Source organism: Amycolatopsis sp. NPDC005003, assembly GCF_053600695.1.
In genome coordinates this window covers 169,926-185,911 of record NZ_JBSGAI010000008.1, presented here as the reverse complement: position 1 = coordinate 185,911, position 15,986 = coordinate 169,926, and the positions used below count along the sequence as shown (strand labels likewise).

Below are 15,986 nucleotides of genomic sequence, written 5' to 3'. Positions count from 1 at the left end.
TCCAGCGACTCGGTTGCGGCGGTGGTGTCCCTCGCGCTGGTGGTCCAGCCGTCAAATTCGTGCCGGCGGTCCGTTTTCGCCGGGGCCACGGTCGCTGGTGGTGACCCGGGCACGGTGGCGTCGTAGCGCTTTGCGGAGCTCTTCGAATGCGAGCACGGTGGCGGCCAGTGCGGTGGCGACGGCCCAGTCGGCCGCAGTGAGGTCGGCCGTGCCGAACAGGGCCTGCGCTGCGGGGACGTGAACCGCGCAGATCTGCAGGACCAGCACCGCGGCGAGAGCGGCCCACAGGCGCCAGTTCCGCAGCAGCAGTGGGCCGAACACCGTGGCGTTTTCGTCGCGGACGTTGAAGAGGTTGAACACCTGGTAGAGCACAAAGGTCGTGAAGGCCAGGGTTTGCGCGATGTCAGTGCCGCGGTCAAGGCCGAGCCGGTAGGCGTAGAGGGTTCCGGCGGTCATGAGCAGGCCGGTGGCGGTGATGCGGGCGAGACGGCGTCCGGTGAGGATGTGCGCGCCTGGGGGCCGGGGTGGTTCGTGCATGACGGCCCGGCGGGCGGGTTCGAGGCCGAGGGCCAGTGCCGGTGGTCCGTCGGCGATGACGTTGACCCACAACAACATCAGCGGGGTGAGCACGGCGGGTTCGGACAGGAAGACCACCGATCCGGCGACCATGGTGAGGATCGCGGCGAGGTTGGTGCTGATCTGGAAGCGGACGAACTTGACGATGTTGTCGTAGATCGTGCGGCCTTGGCGGACGGCGCCGACGATGGTGGCGAAGTTGTCGTCGGTGAGGACCATCGAGGCGGCCTCTTTGGACACGTCGGAGCCGGTGATGCCCATGGCCACGCCGATGTCGGCGCCTTTGAGCGCGGGCGCGTCGTTGACGCCGTCTCCGGTCATGGCGACGGTTTCGTGGCGGCGTCGCAGGGTCTGCACGATGCGGATCTTGTGTTCGGGGGCGACGCGGGCGAACACGCCGACGCCGGGAGCCTCCTGTTCGAGGGCGCTGTCGTCGAGCCGGTCGATGTCCTCGCCGGTGATGCCGCGGCCGGTGATGCCGAGGGCGTGGGCGATCGAGGTCGCGGTGGCGAGGTGGTCGCCGGTGATCATCTTGACGTCGATGCCGGCGGTGTGGCACTCGGCGACCGCGTCGGCGACTTCGGGGCGGGGCGGGTCGAGGATGCCGACGAGGCCGGCCAGGACGAGCTCGTCCGGCAGCAGCGGGGTGCCGGTGGCGTCGGTGTCGATGCCGGGCCGGTCGGCGAGGGCGATGGCCAGCACGCGTTCGCCGCGGCCGGCGAGTTCCTCGAGCACCGCGGAGATCTCGCGGTGGCGCTGCTCGTCCAGCGGGCGGTCGCCGTCGGTGCCGCGGACGTGGGTGGCGTGGCGGAGCAGGACGTCCGGGGCGCCCTTGACGCACGCCCGCACGCCGGATCCGTGGTGGTGGAAGGTGGCCATGTACTTGCGGCCGGAGTCGAACGGGATCTCGGCGATGCGCGGGGCGGCCTGGCGCAGTGCGGTGACGTCCAGTCCGGCTTTGCCGGCCAGAGTGACCAGGGCACCCTCGGTGGGGTCGCCGACGAGCGTGCCGTCGTGGACGACGGAGTCGTTGCACAGGGCGGCGGGCGCCAGCACGTCGCGCAGGTCGGGAATCGGGCTTCCGTCTTCGGCGGTGATCGTCCCGTCGGGCCGGTAGCCCTCGCCGCTGATGCGGTAGCGGCGGCCGGCGTGCCACAGCGAGCGGGCGGTCATCTGGTTGAGGGTGAGCGTGCCGGTCTTGTCGGTGCAGATCACCGTGGTGGAGCCGAGGGTCTCGACGGCGGTGAGGCGTTTGACGATGGCCCGGCGGCGGGCCATCCGACGCATACCCAGGGCGAGGGTGACCGTGACGACCGCAGGCAGCCCCTCCGGGATGGCCGCCACACCCAGTGCGACGGCGAGCGTGATCACCTCGCCCAGGCCGCTGCCGGTGACGAACTGGATCACTGCGACCAGGATGACCGCCATCCCGGCGAGGTAGGCCAGCCGTACCCCGAGCTTGTCCAGCTGCCGCTGCAGCGGGGTGCGGACGGCCTCGGTGCGTTGCAGCAGACCGGCGACCTTGCCGATCTCGGTGGCCATGCCCGTGGCGGTGACCAGCACCTCGCCGCGGCCGCGGGTGACGACGCTGGTCATGTGGGCCATGCAGGTGCGGTCGGGCAGGCCGACGTCGCCGGGCAGAGCCTTGCCGGTCTTGGCGACCGGTACCGACTCGCCGGTCAGGCCGGACTCGTCAGTTTCCAGGGTGACCTGGGCGAGGACCCGGCCGTCGGCGGGGATCCGGTCTCCGGCTTCGACCAGCACGATGTCACCGGGAACGAGGTCGGTGGCGGGTACCTCCACGACATCTCCGTCGCGACGGACCCGCGCCGACGGGCTCAACATCTCGCGCAGGGCGGCGACGGCCTGGTCGGCGCGGCGTTCCTGGAAGAACCCCAGCACGCCGTTGAGCCCCAGGACCAGCCCGATGACCAGCGCTTCCCGGAACGACCGTTCGGCCACGCCGGCCAGCACGGCGGCGAGCACCAGCACCACGTTCAGCGGGTTGGCGACCTGCGCGAGCAGCGCCTGCCACCACGGCCGGGCCGCCGGTTCGGCCAGCCGGTTCGGCCCGGCGTCCGCGAGCCGGCGAGCCGCGTCCGCTTCGTCCAGGCCGCGGGCGGGGTCCACGCCGAGCTGCGCCGAGACGTCGGCCGTCTCCAGCCGCCACGGCTGCGAAACCGCCGGCAGCGCAGTGCGGTCACCGGTCACCAGAAGACCACCGCGTTCCCGGCCGGTCACGGCCGGGGCGGCGGGACGACGGCCACCGGGCAGGCGGCGTGGTAGATGAGGGCGTGGCTGGTCGAACCCAGGAGCAGACCGCGGAAGCCGCCCCGCCCGCGGGAGCCGACCACGACCAGCTGAGCGTTCTCGGCTTGTTCGAGCAGGGTGTGCGCGGGTCGGTGCCGGGCGATGACCAGCTCCACCGGCACGTCCGGGTACTCGGCTCGGGCCGGCGCGAGCCACTCGCCGACCAGCGCGTGTTGCTCGCGCTCGATCACCGCCCAGTCCACTTCCACGCCGATTTCCCCGAACCCGCCCAGCGGCAGGTCCAGCCAGGCGTGCACCGCGACCAGCGGCACACCGCGCGAGGCGGCGGCGCGGAACGCGAACGGGATCGCCGCCGCACTCGTGGGTGACCCGTCCACGCCGACGACCACGGGCCCCTCGGTCCCGGCGTCGGCGCCGCGGACCACCACGATCGGGCAGTGGCCGTAGGTGGCCACCGCCACCGCGATCGACCCCACCACCAAGCCGGTGAACCCGCCCAGGCCCCGTGATCCCAGCACGACCAGCTCCGCCGACGCCGAGCGGGCGATCAGCTGCTCGGCCGCCGAGCCGCGGGCCAGGTCCGTGCTCACCCGCGCGTCCGGGGCGGCCTCTCGCGCCGCCGACTCCGCCGCGTCGAGCCACTCGCGGCCGTACTCGAGCTGCGCGCGGTGGTAGGCGGGCACCAGCGCTTCCGCGTACGGCACGGCCACCGGCACCAGCGCGCACGCGTGGACGACCACCAGCGGCACGTCGCGCCGGACCGCCTCCTGCGCGGCCCAGCTCACGGCGTGGGTCGCGGCGGTCGAGCCGTCCACGCCCACCACGATCGGCCGCACGCTTGCTTCCGTCATCTCCGGTCCCTCCACGAAAGTCGGTGATCAGGCGCTGAGCCGGTCCGGCTCCAGCAGAACGTCGGCCACGGACCGTCGCGGCGTCCACGCCACCGGCTTGCCCCGGCCCAGTCGCAGGACGATCTGCGGCCACAGCCCGCCGCCGAGCAGGTCGCGCAGCTCGTTGCGGACGCTCGTGACTTCGACCGGCTGGGAGATGAACGACGCGTCGAGCCCGGCGGCGGTGGCGGTCAGCAGCACTCGCTGCATGGCTTGCCCGGCGCGGAGCTGGTCGAGCCGGGTGTCGTCGAAGGAGCCGATGACCACGACCAGCGGGTCGGATTCGTCGATCCGGCCGCGCCGGGGCGAGGACTCGGTCCCGAAGTCCCGGAGGATCCAGCCGCCGTCGTCGGCGGGCATCGCCCCGGCGGCGTAGCCGGGGACGCCGTCGCGGCTGCCCCGCCCACGCCCGGTCCAGTACCGCCACTCCGCGACGAACGCCGGATCGGCCAGCTGGGCGTGGTGACTCTTGTTGACCAGTTCCCGCAGCCGGTCCAGCTGGACGGCGTCCAGCCGGGGCAGCCAGGCCTGTTCGATCTCGGCGGCGTGACGGAGCTTGGCGACCACGGAGGTGGGGATGGCGGCTTTCTCGAACGGCGTGCGGTTGGTGTGCCGGCGGGGGATCGCGTCGGCCAGCTCGACCGACCGCGGGTCGGGTTTGTGGGCGGCGAAGGGCCGGATGACGGCCAACAGGTTCGGTTCGTCACGGCGGGGGAGAAGGGTCGTGGCGGGGTGGGCGCCCAGAGCGTGGATGGCGGTGCGGAGGTTGAACAACGCCGCCCCGCAGGAGAGCAGTAGTTCCCGCTGGCCGGTGTCGACGACCGGAAGTGCGCGCTCGGTGTCCGCGTGCAGCTCGAGGCCCAGGGGGGTGCAGCGGAACCGCCAGGGCTGCGTGTTGTGTGTGGACGGGGCCAGCACCGCGGCACCGATCACGGATTTCACTTGATCGGAGTCCAGCAGGCCGACCGGCGTGATGGCTGAAGTCATGTCTCCCCCCATGCCGCGGCGCGGCCCGCTGTGGATCGGAAGGCTCGGCTCGAGGATCTCCCGGGTGGCCCGGGGTCCGAAAGAGCACAAGGTCACCAGCGGTGAGCCGCTGGGGTCGGTGGAGCCTTTGGTCCTTCGGGCAAGGGACCTGTGGTTCTGGGATGGACTCGCACAGGGCGAAGACGATCAGGGCATGCAGATCCACATCAGCACCGACAAGAACGTGCACGGCAGTGACGCCCTGATGCGACGCGTCGAGCAGGAGCTCGAGTCCGCGTTCTCCCGGTCCTCCGAGCGAATCACCCGTCTGGAAGCCCACCTCGGTGACGAAATCGCCGCTCGCGCCGCCGGGCTGGACCGGCGGTGCGTGCTCGAGGCCCGTCTGGCCGGGCACGGGGTTGTTTCGGTGACCCAGCACGCCGGTTCGGTGACCGACGCCTGCCACGGCGCCATCCGCAAGCTCGAAAGCGTGCTGGAGCGCAAGTTCGGCCGGCTGTACCAGCACAAGGGCGGGGAGTCCGTCCGGCACCTGGACGTGCCGGCCGACCCGGCCCAGACCGTTGCACCCACGGCCGGCGCACACTGACGCCATCCACCCGAAACGCGGGCGAAGCGGCCTTTCCGGCGAGGACCAACCGCCCCTTCGAATGAGGACCTACGGCACCCTGCGATAAACCGTTGTGCAGTGTCCGGCACGGTTCTGAACCGGTGGGATGGAGCAGGCCGAGGACCGACCGCACGGCCCGGCGGACGCCGGAAGGCACAGTCTACTTCGGACACCGACGTGGAGATGACGATGCGCAAGTACGTGTACGACTTCGCCGAGGGCAACCGCGCCATGGCGGACCTGCTCGGCGGCAAGGGCGCCAACCTCGCCGAGATGACCGTGATGGGCTTGCCGGTGCCGCCGGGGTTCACGATCACCACCGAGGCGTGCCGGGCGTACCTGGCCGCCGGTGCGCCGCCCGAGGGGCTGGCCGAGGAGGTGGCGGAGCACCTGCACACGCTGGAGCGCGCGATGGGCCGCAAGCTCGGCCAGGTGGACGAGCCGCTGCTGGTCTCGGTCCGCTCCGGCGCGCGGTTCTCGATGCCGGGGATGATGGACACCGTCCTCGACATCGGACTGACGGACGAATCGGTGGCCGGGCTGGCCGCGTGGTCGGGGGACGAGCGGCTGGCGTGGGACTCCTACCGGAGGCTGGTCCAGATGTTCGGCACGACCGTGCTGGGCGTCGATGCTGCCTGCTTCGCCGGCGCGTTGCGGGCCGCGAAGCAGGCCAAGGGCGTCACCGGTGACCTCGGCCTGGACGTGGCCGATCTCCGGGCGCTGACCGCCACGTTCAAGGACATCGTCCGGGAACAGGCGGGCCGGGAGTTCCCGCAGGACCCGCGCGAGCAGCTGAACCTCGCGATCAACTCGGTGTTCGAATCGTGGAACACCGACCGCGCTCACGTCTACCGCCGCGCCGAGCACATCCCCGAGGACCTGGGCACCGCGGTGAACGTGTGCGCGATGGTGTTCGGCAATCTCGGCGAGGATTCCGGCACGGGCGTCGCATTCACCCGCGATCCGGCCACCGGGGCGCCGGGCGTCTACGGCGACTACCTCGCCGACGCCCAGGGTGAGGACGTCGTGGCCGGCATCCGCAACACCCTGCCCCTGCACCGGCTCGCCGACCTGCAGCCCCGGGCGTACGAGCAGCTCCTGGGAATCATGCGGACGCTGGAGGAGCACTACCGCGACCTGTGCGACATCGAGTTCACCGTCGAACGCGGCCGGCTGTGGATGCTGCAGACCCGGGTCGGCAAGCGCACCGCGGCCGCCGCGTTCCGCATCGCCGAGGCCCTGCAAGAGGAAGGCGTGATCGACGCCGACGAAGCCCTGCGGCGGGTCAGCGGCGCGCAGCTGGCCCAGCTGATGTTCCCCCGCTTCGCCGACACCGCCACCCCGCCCGTCGCCACCGGCGTCGCGGCGTCCCCGGGCGCGGCGGTCGGCGAGGCGGTGTTCGACTCGGCCACCGCGGTCCGCCGGGCGGAGGAAGGCGCCGCCGTCATCCTGGTACGGCGGGAAACCAATCCCGACGATCTCGACGGGCTGATCCACGCCCGGGGCGTGCTCACCAGCCGCGGCGGCAAGACGTCGCACGCCGCCGTCGTCGCCCGTGGGCTGGGGCGCACGTGCGTGTGCGGCGCCGAGTCCTTGGACGTCGATGTGGTGAACCGCCGGTTCACGACCGCGGACGGCACGGTGGTCGCCGAGGGCGACGTGATTTCCATCGACGGCACCGCCGGCGAGGTGTACCTCGGCGAGCTGGCCGTGGTGCCGTCGCCGGTCGTCGACTACTTCGAAGGCCGCCGCGAGCCCGGAACCGATGCGCTGTTGCGGGCGGTCGATCGGATCATCACGCACGCCGACACCCGGCGGCGGCTGGAGGTGCGGGCGAACGCCGACACTCCGGAGGACACGCGACGGGCCCGCCGTCTCGGCGCGACCGGGGTCGGACTGTGCCGCACGGAGCACATGTTCCTCGGCGACCGCCGGGTGTTGGTCGAACGGCTGATCCTGGCCGGGACCGACGCCGAGCGCGAGTCCGCACTCGCGGCGCTGCTCCCGCTGCAACGAGCGGACTTCGTGCGGATTCTCGAGGAGATGGACGGGCTGCCGGTCACGATCCGGCTGCTGGACCCGCCCTTGCACGAGTTCCTGCCCGACCGCACGGCGTTGACCGCCGAAGTGGCGGTGGCCAAGGCACTGGGCCGCCCGGGTGCGCCGGAAGACCTGCTGCGCGCGGTCGACCGGCTGCACGAAGAGAACCCGATGCTCGGTACCCGCGGAGTCCGGCTCGGGCTGGTCGTGCCCGGTCTCTACGAGATGCAGGTGCGCGCCATCGCCGAAGCCGCCGCGACCCGGGTGCGCGCGGGCGGTGCCCCGCGCGTGGAGATCATGATCCCGCTGGTCGGCGACGTGCGGGAGCTGGACATCATGGCCGGCCGGGCCCGGCGGATCCTCGACGAAATCACCGCCGGAACGGGATTCCCGTACGAGATCGGCACCATGATCGAGCTGCCCCGGGCCGCCGTGACCGCGGGCCGCATCGCCGGTTCGGCGGAGTTCTTCTCCTTCGGCACCAACGACTTGACCCAGACGGTGTGGGGATTCTCGCGGGACGACGTCGAGGCGTCGTTCTTCCCCACCTACCTCGCCGAGGGCATCTTCGGGGTGTCCCCGTTCGAGACGATCGACCGCGACGGTGTCGGCACGCTCATCTCCGGCGCCGTGGAAGCGGGCCGGACCACCCGCCCGGGCCTGGTCATGGGTGTGTGCGGCGAACACGGCGGCGACCCCGCGTCGATCGGATTCTTCCACGAGGTGGGCCTCGACTACGTGTCCTGCTCGCCCTTCCGGGTGCCCGTCGCCCGCCTCGAAGCCGGCCGCGCCGCCGTCGGCCTGGCCGACAGCGCTGTCGACAACCGATAGGAGACGAAGTCGCCGCGGCATCCCCTCTCCCGGAGAAGGACTTCGGGGTATCCACAGAGGACTTTGGTCCCTGTCGGGCGGGGCGGGTGCCGCGGTCGACTGTCGCGTGCGATGATTGGACAGACAGGAGTGCCCGTGACGGCCACGAGACCCGGCCCGCCCTGTCGGTCGCGGTGTGGGCGCACCACATGTACGCCACCGGCGCCGTGCTGCTGCCGTTCTTCTCCTTCATGACCTTCCTGGTCGCCGTGCCCACCGGCGTCAAGTTCTTCAACTGGATCGGCACGATGTGGAAGGGGCAGGTGACGTTCGAGTCACCGATGCTGTTCTCCGTCGGCTTCCATACCACGTTCCTCGTCCAGCACTGGCTGGGCAACGAAGGCATGCCGCGCCGCTACGCCGACTACCTGACCACGGACGGGTTCACGACACTGAACACGATCTCGACGATCGGCGCGTACCTGCTCCGTCGCGAAGGCGAAATCACTCTCACCGGAAAACCGGAAACCCCCGCGACCGGGGAAGATCCACCGCTCCTCCCCGCGGATCAATGACGGACCCTGTTACCACTGACGAAAGGCAGAAGGTGTCGCGCACGCTCAACCTGGCCGTGGACATCTCGGGTGACGTCGTCCCGGCCGCCCGGGAGTACGTCCGCCGCCGGATCGGCGCCGTGCTCCGGCGGGTGCCGGGCCAAGTCGAATCCGCGAAGCTCAAGCTCACGGTGTACCGGAAGCCGGCTGTGCCACGGCCCGCGCTCGTCCAGGCGAACCTCGTCGTCGACGGGCAGCCGGTACGGGCCCAGCTGACCGGCGTGTTCTTCCAGGAGGCAGCCACCCTGCTCCGCAAACGGCTCGGCGAACAGCTGGCGCGGCTGCAGAACCCGGCCGTGCCGAGGCCGTGGCCGCCACCGCCGGGCGGGCCCCCGTCGCTTCCGCGTCCGACCGGGCAACGGGAGATCGTGCGCCACAAGCGCTGTCCACTGAGGACGATGCGTCCGGACGACGCGGCACTGACCATGGATCTGATGGACTATCGCGTCCACCTCTTCGTCGACGCCGACACCGGCGAGGACGCGGTGGTGTACCGCGGCGGTCCGACCGGCTACCGGCTCTCCCGGCCGGCCGGCCTCGCCCCACCGGCCGGAACCGTCACGGCGCCGTGGGTCGTCGACGTCCACCCGGTGCCTCGGCTGACCGCCGAGGCGGCCGGCGAACGGCTCGACGCCCTCGAGTTGCCGTTCCTGTTCTTCCGGGACTCCCGCACCGGACGGGGCGCTGTTCTGTACTTGCGCTACGACGGGCACTACGGGCTCGTCACCGCGGCATGACCGGCACCCCGCGCATCGCGGTCGTCGGCGGCGGGATCTCCGGGCTCGCCACGGCCTGCTTCCTGCGGCAGCGTCCCGATCCGCCCGAGGTCCTCCTCGCCGAGGCCGAGGACCGCCTCGGCGGGAAGATCCGCACGCACGACGTCGAGGGCCTGCCGGTGGACACCGGACCGGACGGGTTCCCGGTCCGGGCGCCCCGGATGCGGGCGCTGGTCGACGAACTCGGCCTGTCGGCCGCGCTCAAGGCACGCGCTGCCGCACGGTCCTGCCTGTGGACCCGGAACGCCCTGCGTACCTTGCCCGCCGGCGCGGCCTTCGGCGTCCCCACGCCGGGTGCTGCCGCTGCTGCGCTCCCGCCTGCTGCCCCGGCCGGGCTGGCCTCGTACTCCCGGCCACGCGCCTGCCCGGCGGCCCCTCAGCCGCCGAAGTGGTCGTCGCGGATACCGCGAAAACGATCGTGCGGGCCTGAACGCCTGCGTCGGCGTTCCGGCGGAAGCCGGAACGCCGCCTCAGTTTTCCGGGTTGTCGGCGGCGTCGAGCCGATAGCCGGGCACCAGCCGTGCGTGGCCCGGGGTGAATTCGATCCACACAGAACCGGGGCGGAGGTCGGGTGCGTGGTCGACCACGACTCCGGTCTGGCCGTCGAACTGGCCGCTGTGTGCGCGCACGCGCAGGCCGGTGGGGAATCCGCCCGCCCGAGCTGGACCGAGATGCTTCGTGCGGTGAACGAGTCGCATGTCGGCCTCCGGTTCGGTGGAAGGGGTCTTGGTCTTCTCCCCGTCCCTCGATGGTGCCGCTCGGCGGGCAAGTGGGCGCAGAGGAGAAGGCCAAGACCCGGCGGGCCGATCTGCCCGTCCGGATGGAGTCGTTGTTCCCACGCCCGGCGCAGTGCACACAGGCGGTCAGGACTTCCGGAGGAGGTCTTCCGAGGCGGCGGTTGGTGGCCAAGGGCCCTGTGCGGACCCGGGGCCGGGGGCATGGTGAAGGGGTGAACAGTTCATCCGCGACGGTCACCGCTGAGGTCGGACCCGGCATCGATCCCACTCTGCTCGACGACGCGCTTTCGCGGGCCCGGGCATTCTGCGCAACGAACTCGCTCGACCTTCTCGTCACCACCCAGCCAACGGCTCACGAACGCGACCGCGCGACTCCTCGCTGATCCAAGCCACCTTGCGCCCGAGGCGGTCCGGCTGGCCTTCCACGCTGCTTGTGACCGGGTCGTGCTGGTCACCGACGCGCTGGCCGCCGGCGGCTGCCCGGATGGCCACTACCGGCTCGGCGATGTCGAGTTCACCGTGTCCGGCGGTACCGCCCGGCGCGCCGGGCGGTACCGCCATCGGAACCACGATCACCCCCGCTCGACGCCATCCGCGACGCGTGCGCGGCAGGGATACCGCTGGAAGCCGCGGTCACCGCGGCGACTCGCACGCCGGCCGAACTGTTCCCGCGCAGCGGCCTGGGGTTGCTGCGGCCGGGAGGCGGTGCGGACGTCGTTGTCCTCGACGACTCACTGGCGCTGCGGACGGTTCGGCGAGGCGCGCGATCTCGAGAGGTGAACGTCGCGGGCTGTGCACTGTCGGCGGCGACGTCAGTGCTCGGGTTCGCGCGGTGTCGGGGAGGAGCTGAACTGGCCCTGCCAGGTGGCCTGGGCACCGGAATCCCCGATGCGGACGATGTCGTAGCAGGCCGCGCCCGCGGCCGCGATCGACAGCACGGCGAGCACCACGGTCACCGCGGTCGATGCCGGGGCCAGGAAGGTGCGGCGGCGGGTGGTGACCGCGGTCGAGCCAGTGCCCGCGGTGTCGGCCGTGTCCACCCGGAGGCTTTCGCGGCGGCGCCACCAGACGACGAGGGCGAGGACGGCCACCGGGAGTGCGACGTAGAGGGCGGTGTCGCCGAGTTCGGTGTGGGCGCGCACGAGCGGCGTCGAAGCCACGTGGCGTTCCAGCCATTCGCCCGCTTCCGTGGTGATCGGAACGAGGACCACGACGAGGACGGACAGGATCGCGTTCGGCCCGGCGACCTTGCGGCGGATGGCGGGCCATAGCGCGCTCAGCACCAGCAACAGGGCGGCGAGGGGGAGCAGGACGACGATGGCGTGCACGAGCAGGATGTGGGCGGGCAGGCCGTTGACGGTGGTCATGATGTCCTTCGTGGAGGGTGTCGGGTTGTCGGGGCAGTTCCGGTTCAGGGGGCACGAGCGAGCGCGGCGACCTCGCATCCCGGTGCCCGAGCCGAAACCCACTGTTCGACGTCTTCGCCCCCGCGGGCGAAGGCGGCGGTGGCGCAGGCGTCGGCCCACTGCAGGGCCGGGCCGGTGACCGTCACCGGAAGCAGCTCGGCGGTGTGCGGGTCGACGATGTGCGGGCCGCGGGCGGCCGAGCAGGGCGTCGCGAGACCGCCGGTACGCAGCTCCAGCACGGAGGCCCGGCCTTCACCGGTGGGCCGCGTCGATCGCGGACTGCAGGGACTGCCGGTAGCCCTCGGAGGTGTAGGTCGCGCCGCTCACGGTGTCGATCTGCGCGCTCTGGGCCTGCAGTGTCTCCTCGTTCAGTTCCGGTACGGCGGCGGAGTTGATCCGGACGTCGCGGCCGCTTTCTTGGGGGTACTGGACGGCCTGGGCGTCGGTGATCTTGCCGTCGGCGACGCTGATCCGCACCTGCACGGGACCGTAGCGGGTGTCGGCCTCCTCACCGGTGAACGTGCCGCTCCCGCCTGCGGAACCCGGTGTCGCGGGGGTGGCCGGGGTCGTGGTCCGAGTCGGCTGCGTCCCGCCGCCGAGTGGCCGCCCGGTGGCGACCGGGGTCCGGTCGGTGCTGGTGCGGTAGCTGAACAGCAGCACGACGACCGAGATGGTCGCCGCGGCGGCGATGGCGATCCTGCGCATCGGAAGTCCTTTCCTACCAGCCGAACCGTTCGGAGTGGACGCGGTCGGCGGGGACGCCGGCCCGGCGGGCGGTGTCGAGTACGGCGCCGGTCCACGCGTCGGGTCCGCAGACGTAGACGTCGTGGTCGGCGATGTCGGGCACGAGGTGGCGTAGCACCGTGTCATCCGGCACCGGCGCGTAGCCCACCGGCAGCCAGGACGCGCGGTCACGGGAGCGGCGGCCGAGCAGGTAGTGGAGCCGGATGCCGCGCCGCGCCGCGAGAGTTTCGAGCTCGGCGCGGAACAGCAGGTCCCGCTGCCTCCCGGCACGGAAGAACAGCACGGCTTCGCCGGGCCGGTAGGGCAGTTCCTCCAGCAGCGCGCGCAGCGGAGTGATCCCGATGCCGGACGCGAACATCGCCAGTTTCCGTCCTTTCCGGACAGTGCCGGTGAGCCTGCCGTACGGCCCCTCGAACAGCGCGGGAGTACCGGGCGGCAGAGTCGCCAGCCGGCGGCTGCCGGGCCCGAGGTCCTTCGCCGTGATCCTGAGCCGTCGGCCGTCGGGAGCGGCCGAGAGGGAGAACGGTTTGCCGCGCGTCCAGCCGGGACCCGAGACGAACCGCCACACGAAGAACTGGCCCGCCGCGACGGGAAGCCGGTCGAGCCGGCGGCCGCGCAGGTACACCGAAACGACACCGGGCCCCTCCCGCTCCACCTGGTCGACGACGAGCCGGTGCCGGACGTTGAGGCGGACCGGCAGTCCGACGCGGAACACGAGTACCGCCCCCGCTGCCACGGCGTACGCGGTCCACCAGAACGCGGTCGCGACGGGGGACGCGGTGAAGTCGGCGCCGGTCCACAGCTGGTGTGGCAGGGCGAGGCCGGCGCCGAGGTAGGCGTAGAGGTGCAGCAGGTGCCACGACTCGTACCGCAGGCGCCGCCGGGCCACGCGCGCCGACGTCACCGCGACCATGACCAGCGCCGCCGTGCCCGCCGCGGCCAGGAGCATGCCCGGGTACGTCGTGACCAGCGTCCAGGCTTCGGTCACGACGCCGGAGCGGTCGGTCGCCGCGTAGCCGAGGGCGATGAGCACGAGGTGCGCGGCCAGCAGCGTGATCGAAGTGAACCCGGCCAGCCGGTGCCGGCGGGCCAGCTCGTCCTGGCCGTAACTGCGCTCCACCCACGGGATCCGGGCCATCAGCAGCAGTTGCAGCAGCAGGAGGTCGGCCGACAGCAGCCCGGTGAGCCGACCGGCGGAAGTCAGGACGTCGGCGCCGAGGTCCTGCAGGCCTCCTCCGGACACCCAGAGGGCGACCACGAACAGCACGCTCAGCCAAGCCGTCAGGCCCGCGGCGTCCCGCCACCACGTGCGGACCAGAGGCGGTGCGACGCGGCGGGCGGCCAGGGTGGACATCGGGCTCCTTGAGGGGTGATCTCTCTCGGAACCACCCTTCCGGAGCCCGGTTAGCCGTCGACGTGACCAGGGTGAGAAATCGGTAAGAGAAGATCAGGTCCGACGGTGAACCCGACCACCGCGCCGCCACCGGGGCGCGGCTCGGCGAACACGGAGCCGCTGTGGGCGACGGCGATCTCGCGCACGATGGCCAGCCCGAGACCGGAGCCGGGCAGGCTCCGGGCCTCGTCCGCGCGGTGGAATCGGTCGAACACCCGCGGCGTGTCTTCGTCGCCGATGCCGGGCCCGCGATCGAGCACCTGCACGCGTCCGTCGCGCACGACGACCTCGATCGGTCCTTCCGGAGCGAACTTCACGGCGTTCTCCAGCAAGTTGGACACGGCGCGCTCGAGGCCCTTCGGCTGGCCGGTGAGGGCGGACGCGTCGGCCTCGACGGTGATCGTGCGCCCCGACCGGCGCCGGACGCGGTCGGCGGCGCGCTCGGCCACGTGGCCCAGCTCGACCGGCGCCGGTTCTTCGGCTTCGTAGCGGCGGGTGGCGAGCTCGACGAGCTCGTCGATGAGGTGAGTCAGCTCGCGGGCCTCGCCGTCGACGTCGTCGAGCAGCCTGCTCCGGGCGTCGGGACCGAGCTCGCCGAACCGGCGCAAGACGCTGGCGTTGGTGCGCAGGCTGGTCAGCGGGGTGCGCAGTTCGTGGGCGGCGTCCTGGACGAGGCGTTCCTGGTCGGCGCGGGCATCCGCGAGCCGGCCGAGCATGCGGTCGAACGACGTCGAGAGCCGGCCGACCTCGTCGCGCCCGCTCACGGGGACCGCGACGTCGGCGAGGTGGCCGTCGCCGACCTGCTCGGTCGCCAGGGTCAGCCGGACCAGCCGACGGGTGATCTGCCGGGCCAGGAGCCACCCGGCCAGCGCCGCCGCGACCAGGACGATCGCGCTGACCCCGGTGATGCGGGCGGCCAGCTCGGCCAGCACGTGCCGGGACTCGTCGACGTCGATGCCGAGCTGGATCGCGCCGCGGCCGGACCCCAGCGCCACGGTGATCACGCGGTAGTCGTCGCGGCCGGCGGTGAAGTTCCGGTAGCGGTGGTCGGCGAGGGCGCCGGTCGCGGCGAGCGCGCGGTCGGCGTCGTCGACGGCGAGGTGGACCGGCCGTCCGCCCAGCCGGCGGACTGTCCCATCCGGCGCGATGGCCTGCGCCACCATGGGCTGGGCCTCGTCGTGGTCGTCGTCATCGGGGCCGCGGGTGACCGGGCTCGGCGCGAGGACCTGCGTCGCCCCGGCGGCGACCTCGGCCGACGTCGTGAGCAGCGACCGGTCCAGCTCGGCGTTGATCCGCTGCGAAGCGGCCTGGTAGCTGAAGACCCCGACGAGGATCGCCGCCGCCGCGCCGACCCCGGCGAACGCGATGGCGAGCTTGCTGCGCAGGTTCATGCCGGCCGCACCGAGTAGCCCACGCCGCGCACCGTGTGGATCAGTTCGGTGGCGCCGGCCTGCTCCAGCTTGCGTCGGAGGTAGCCGATGTAGACGGCGAGGTTCTTGGAGTCCGCGCCGAACTCGTAGCCCCAGATCCGCTGGTAGATCGTGGCCCGGTCGAGCACGATCCCGGCGTTGCGCACGAGCAGCTCCAGCAGGTCGAACTCGGTCTTCGACAGCGTGATCTCCGTGCCGTGCCACCACACCCGCCGGGCGGCCGGGTCGACCGCGAGCTCACCCAGCCGGAGCGTGCGCCGCGCTTCGGGCTCCGGCGACGTGCGGCGCAGCAGGGCCCGCAGCCGCGCGAGGAGCTCGTCGAGTTCGAACGGTTTGGGCAGGTAGTCGTCGGCTCCGGCGTCCAGCCCGGCCACCCGGTCGGGGGTTTCGACCCGGGCGGTCAGCATGAGGATCGGCGTCCGGTCGCCTTCGGCTCTGAGGACGCGGCACACGCCGAGGCCGTCGACGCCGGGCATCATCACGTCGAGGATCAGCACGTCGAACTCGTCCCGCCGGGCGGTGGCCAGCGCGCTGACGCCGTCGACGACCTCGGTGACGTGGTAGCCCTCGAGGTCGAGGGCGCGGACGAGGGACTCGCGGATGGCGCGGTCGTCGTCGGCGAGCAGGACGCGGTGCGGCATGGCCGCCATGATGCCCGCGTGCGGGCTTCGCGTCCTGCCGGGTTTTCGGGACATCAGCGGCAAG

The 15,986-nt window shown here is 72.2% G+C and carries 15 protein-coding genes and 2 pseudogenes; 5 read left to right on the top strand and 12 right to left on the bottom strand.

Annotation, left to right across the window (positions count from 1 at the left end):
* Window positions 1-51: 51 nt before the first annotated feature.
* From ACWED2_RS12550 to ACWED2_RS12540, 3 genes are read right to left on the bottom strand one after another with little or no spacing between them, the layout of a single operon-like run.
* Window positions 52-2,787, bottom strand: a complete 2,736-nt coding sequence (locus tag ACWED2_RS12550) for a cation-translocating P-type ATPase (protein ID WP_449690558.1) — start codon at window positions 2,785-2,787, stop codon at window positions 52-54.
* Window positions 2,788-2,813: 26 nt separating this feature from the next.
* Window positions 2,814-3,698 (bottom strand): universal stress protein, encoded by an 885-nt coding sequence (locus tag ACWED2_RS12545; protein WP_449690557.1) that lies wholly within the window; start codon window positions 3,696-3,698, stop codon window positions 2,814-2,816.
* Between the two features lie 27 nt (window positions 3,699-3,725).
* Window positions 3,726-4,724 carry an Acg family FMN-binding oxidoreductase gene (locus ACWED2_RS12540; RefSeq protein WP_449690556.1) on the bottom strand — a complete coding sequence of 333 codons (999 nt, stop codon included), beginning with the start codon at window positions 4,722-4,724 and terminating at the stop codon, window positions 3,726-3,728.
* 64 nt (window positions 4,725-4,788) lie between these two features.
* Here ACWED2_RS12540 and ACWED2_RS12535 point away from each other — a divergent pair, with 64 nt between their 5' ends.
* From ACWED2_RS12535 to ACWED2_RS12520, 4 genes and pseudogenes are all read left to right on the top strand, one after another.
* Window positions 4,789-5,310: an HPF/RaiA family ribosome-associated protein gene (locus ACWED2_RS12535; RefSeq protein ID WP_449690555.1), complete on the top strand. Its 522-nt coding sequence runs from the start codon at window positions 4,789-4,791 to the stop codon at window positions 5,308-5,310.
* A gap of 210 nt (window positions 5,311-5,520) precedes the next feature.
* Window positions 5,521-8,202: a pyruvate, phosphate dikinase gene (gene ppdK, locus ACWED2_RS12530; protein ID WP_449690554.1), complete on the top strand. Its 2,682-nt coding sequence runs from the start codon at window positions 5,521-5,523 to the stop codon at window positions 8,200-8,202.
* A gap of 158 nt (window positions 8,203-8,360) precedes the next feature.
* Window positions 8,361-8,669, top strand: a pseudogene (locus ACWED2_RS12525) (cbb3-type cytochrome c oxidase subunit I); the annotation flags it as partial.
* Window positions 8,670-8,788: 119 nt separating this feature from the next.
* Window positions 8,789-9,532: a sigma 54 modulation/S30EA ribosomal C-terminal domain-containing protein gene (locus ACWED2_RS12520; RefSeq protein WP_449690553.1), complete on the top strand. Its 744-nt coding sequence runs from the start codon at window positions 8,789-8,791 to the stop codon at window positions 9,530-9,532.
* Here ACWED2_RS12520 and ACWED2_RS12515 read toward each other — a convergent pair.
* On the bottom strand, window positions 9,508-9,672 hold the full coding sequence (locus ACWED2_RS12515) for a hypothetical protein (RefSeq protein ID WP_449690625.1): 165 nt from the start codon (window positions 9,670-9,672) through the stop codon (window positions 9,508-9,510). The genes ACWED2_RS12520 and ACWED2_RS12515 overlap by 25 nt on opposite strands.
* On the opposite strand from ACWED2_RS12515, the pseudogene ACWED2_RS12510 reads away from it, so the two are divergent.
* Window positions 9,595-9,756, top strand: a pseudogene (locus ACWED2_RS12510) (FAD-dependent oxidoreductase); the annotation flags it as partial. The gene ACWED2_RS12515 and the pseudogene ACWED2_RS12510 sit on opposite strands and share 78 nt — an antisense overlap.
* A 285-nt stretch (window positions 9,757-10,041) precedes the next feature.
* On the opposite strand, the gene ACWED2_RS12505 reads toward ACWED2_RS12510, so the two are convergent.
* The 8 genes from ACWED2_RS12505 to ACWED2_RS12470 form a co-directional block, all read right to left on the bottom strand.
* On the bottom strand, window positions 10,042-10,200 hold the full coding sequence (locus ACWED2_RS12505; protein WP_449690624.1) for a hypothetical protein: 159 nt from the start codon (window positions 10,198-10,200) through the stop codon (window positions 10,042-10,044).
* 441 nt (window positions 10,201-10,641) lie between these two features.
* Entirely contained in the window at window positions 10,642-10,869 is a 228-nt protein-coding gene (locus ACWED2_RS12500) for a hypothetical protein (RefSeq protein ID WP_449690552.1), read from the bottom strand.
* Between the two features lie 251 nt (window positions 10,870-11,120).
* Window positions 11,121-11,675 (bottom strand): DUF2231 domain-containing protein, encoded by a 555-nt coding sequence (locus ACWED2_RS12495; protein WP_449690551.1) that lies wholly within the window; start codon window positions 11,673-11,675, stop codon window positions 11,121-11,123.
* A 44-nt stretch (window positions 11,676-11,719) separates the two neighbouring features.
* Window positions 11,720-11,953: a hypothetical protein gene (locus ACWED2_RS12490; RefSeq protein WP_449690550.1), complete on the bottom strand. Its 234-nt coding sequence runs from the start codon at window positions 11,951-11,953 to the stop codon at window positions 11,720-11,722.
* Between the two features lie 13 nt (window positions 11,954-11,966).
* Window positions 11,967-12,419: an FMN-binding protein gene (locus ACWED2_RS12485; protein WP_449690549.1), complete on the bottom strand. Its 453-nt coding sequence runs from the start codon at window positions 12,417-12,419 to the stop codon at window positions 11,967-11,969.
* Between the two features lie 13 nt (window positions 12,420-12,432).
* Window positions 12,433-13,812 carry a ferredoxin reductase family protein gene (locus tag ACWED2_RS12480; RefSeq protein ID WP_449690548.1) on the bottom strand — a complete coding sequence of 460 codons (1,380 nt, stop codon included), beginning with the start codon at window positions 13,810-13,812 and terminating at the stop codon, window positions 12,433-12,435.
* Between the two features lie 50 nt (window positions 13,813-13,862).
* Window positions 13,863-15,242, bottom strand: coding sequence for an ATP-binding protein (locus ACWED2_RS12475; RefSeq protein WP_449690547.1), 1,380 nt, complete (start codon window positions 15,240-15,242; stop codon window positions 13,863-13,865).
* Window positions 15,239-15,931, bottom strand: a complete 693-nt coding sequence (locus tag ACWED2_RS12470) for a response regulator transcription factor (protein WP_449690620.1) — start codon at window positions 15,929-15,931, stop codon at window positions 15,239-15,241. Before ACWED2_RS12470 ends, ACWED2_RS12475 begins: the two co-directional genes overlap by 4 nt.
* Window positions 15,932-15,986 lie beyond the last annotated feature (55 nt).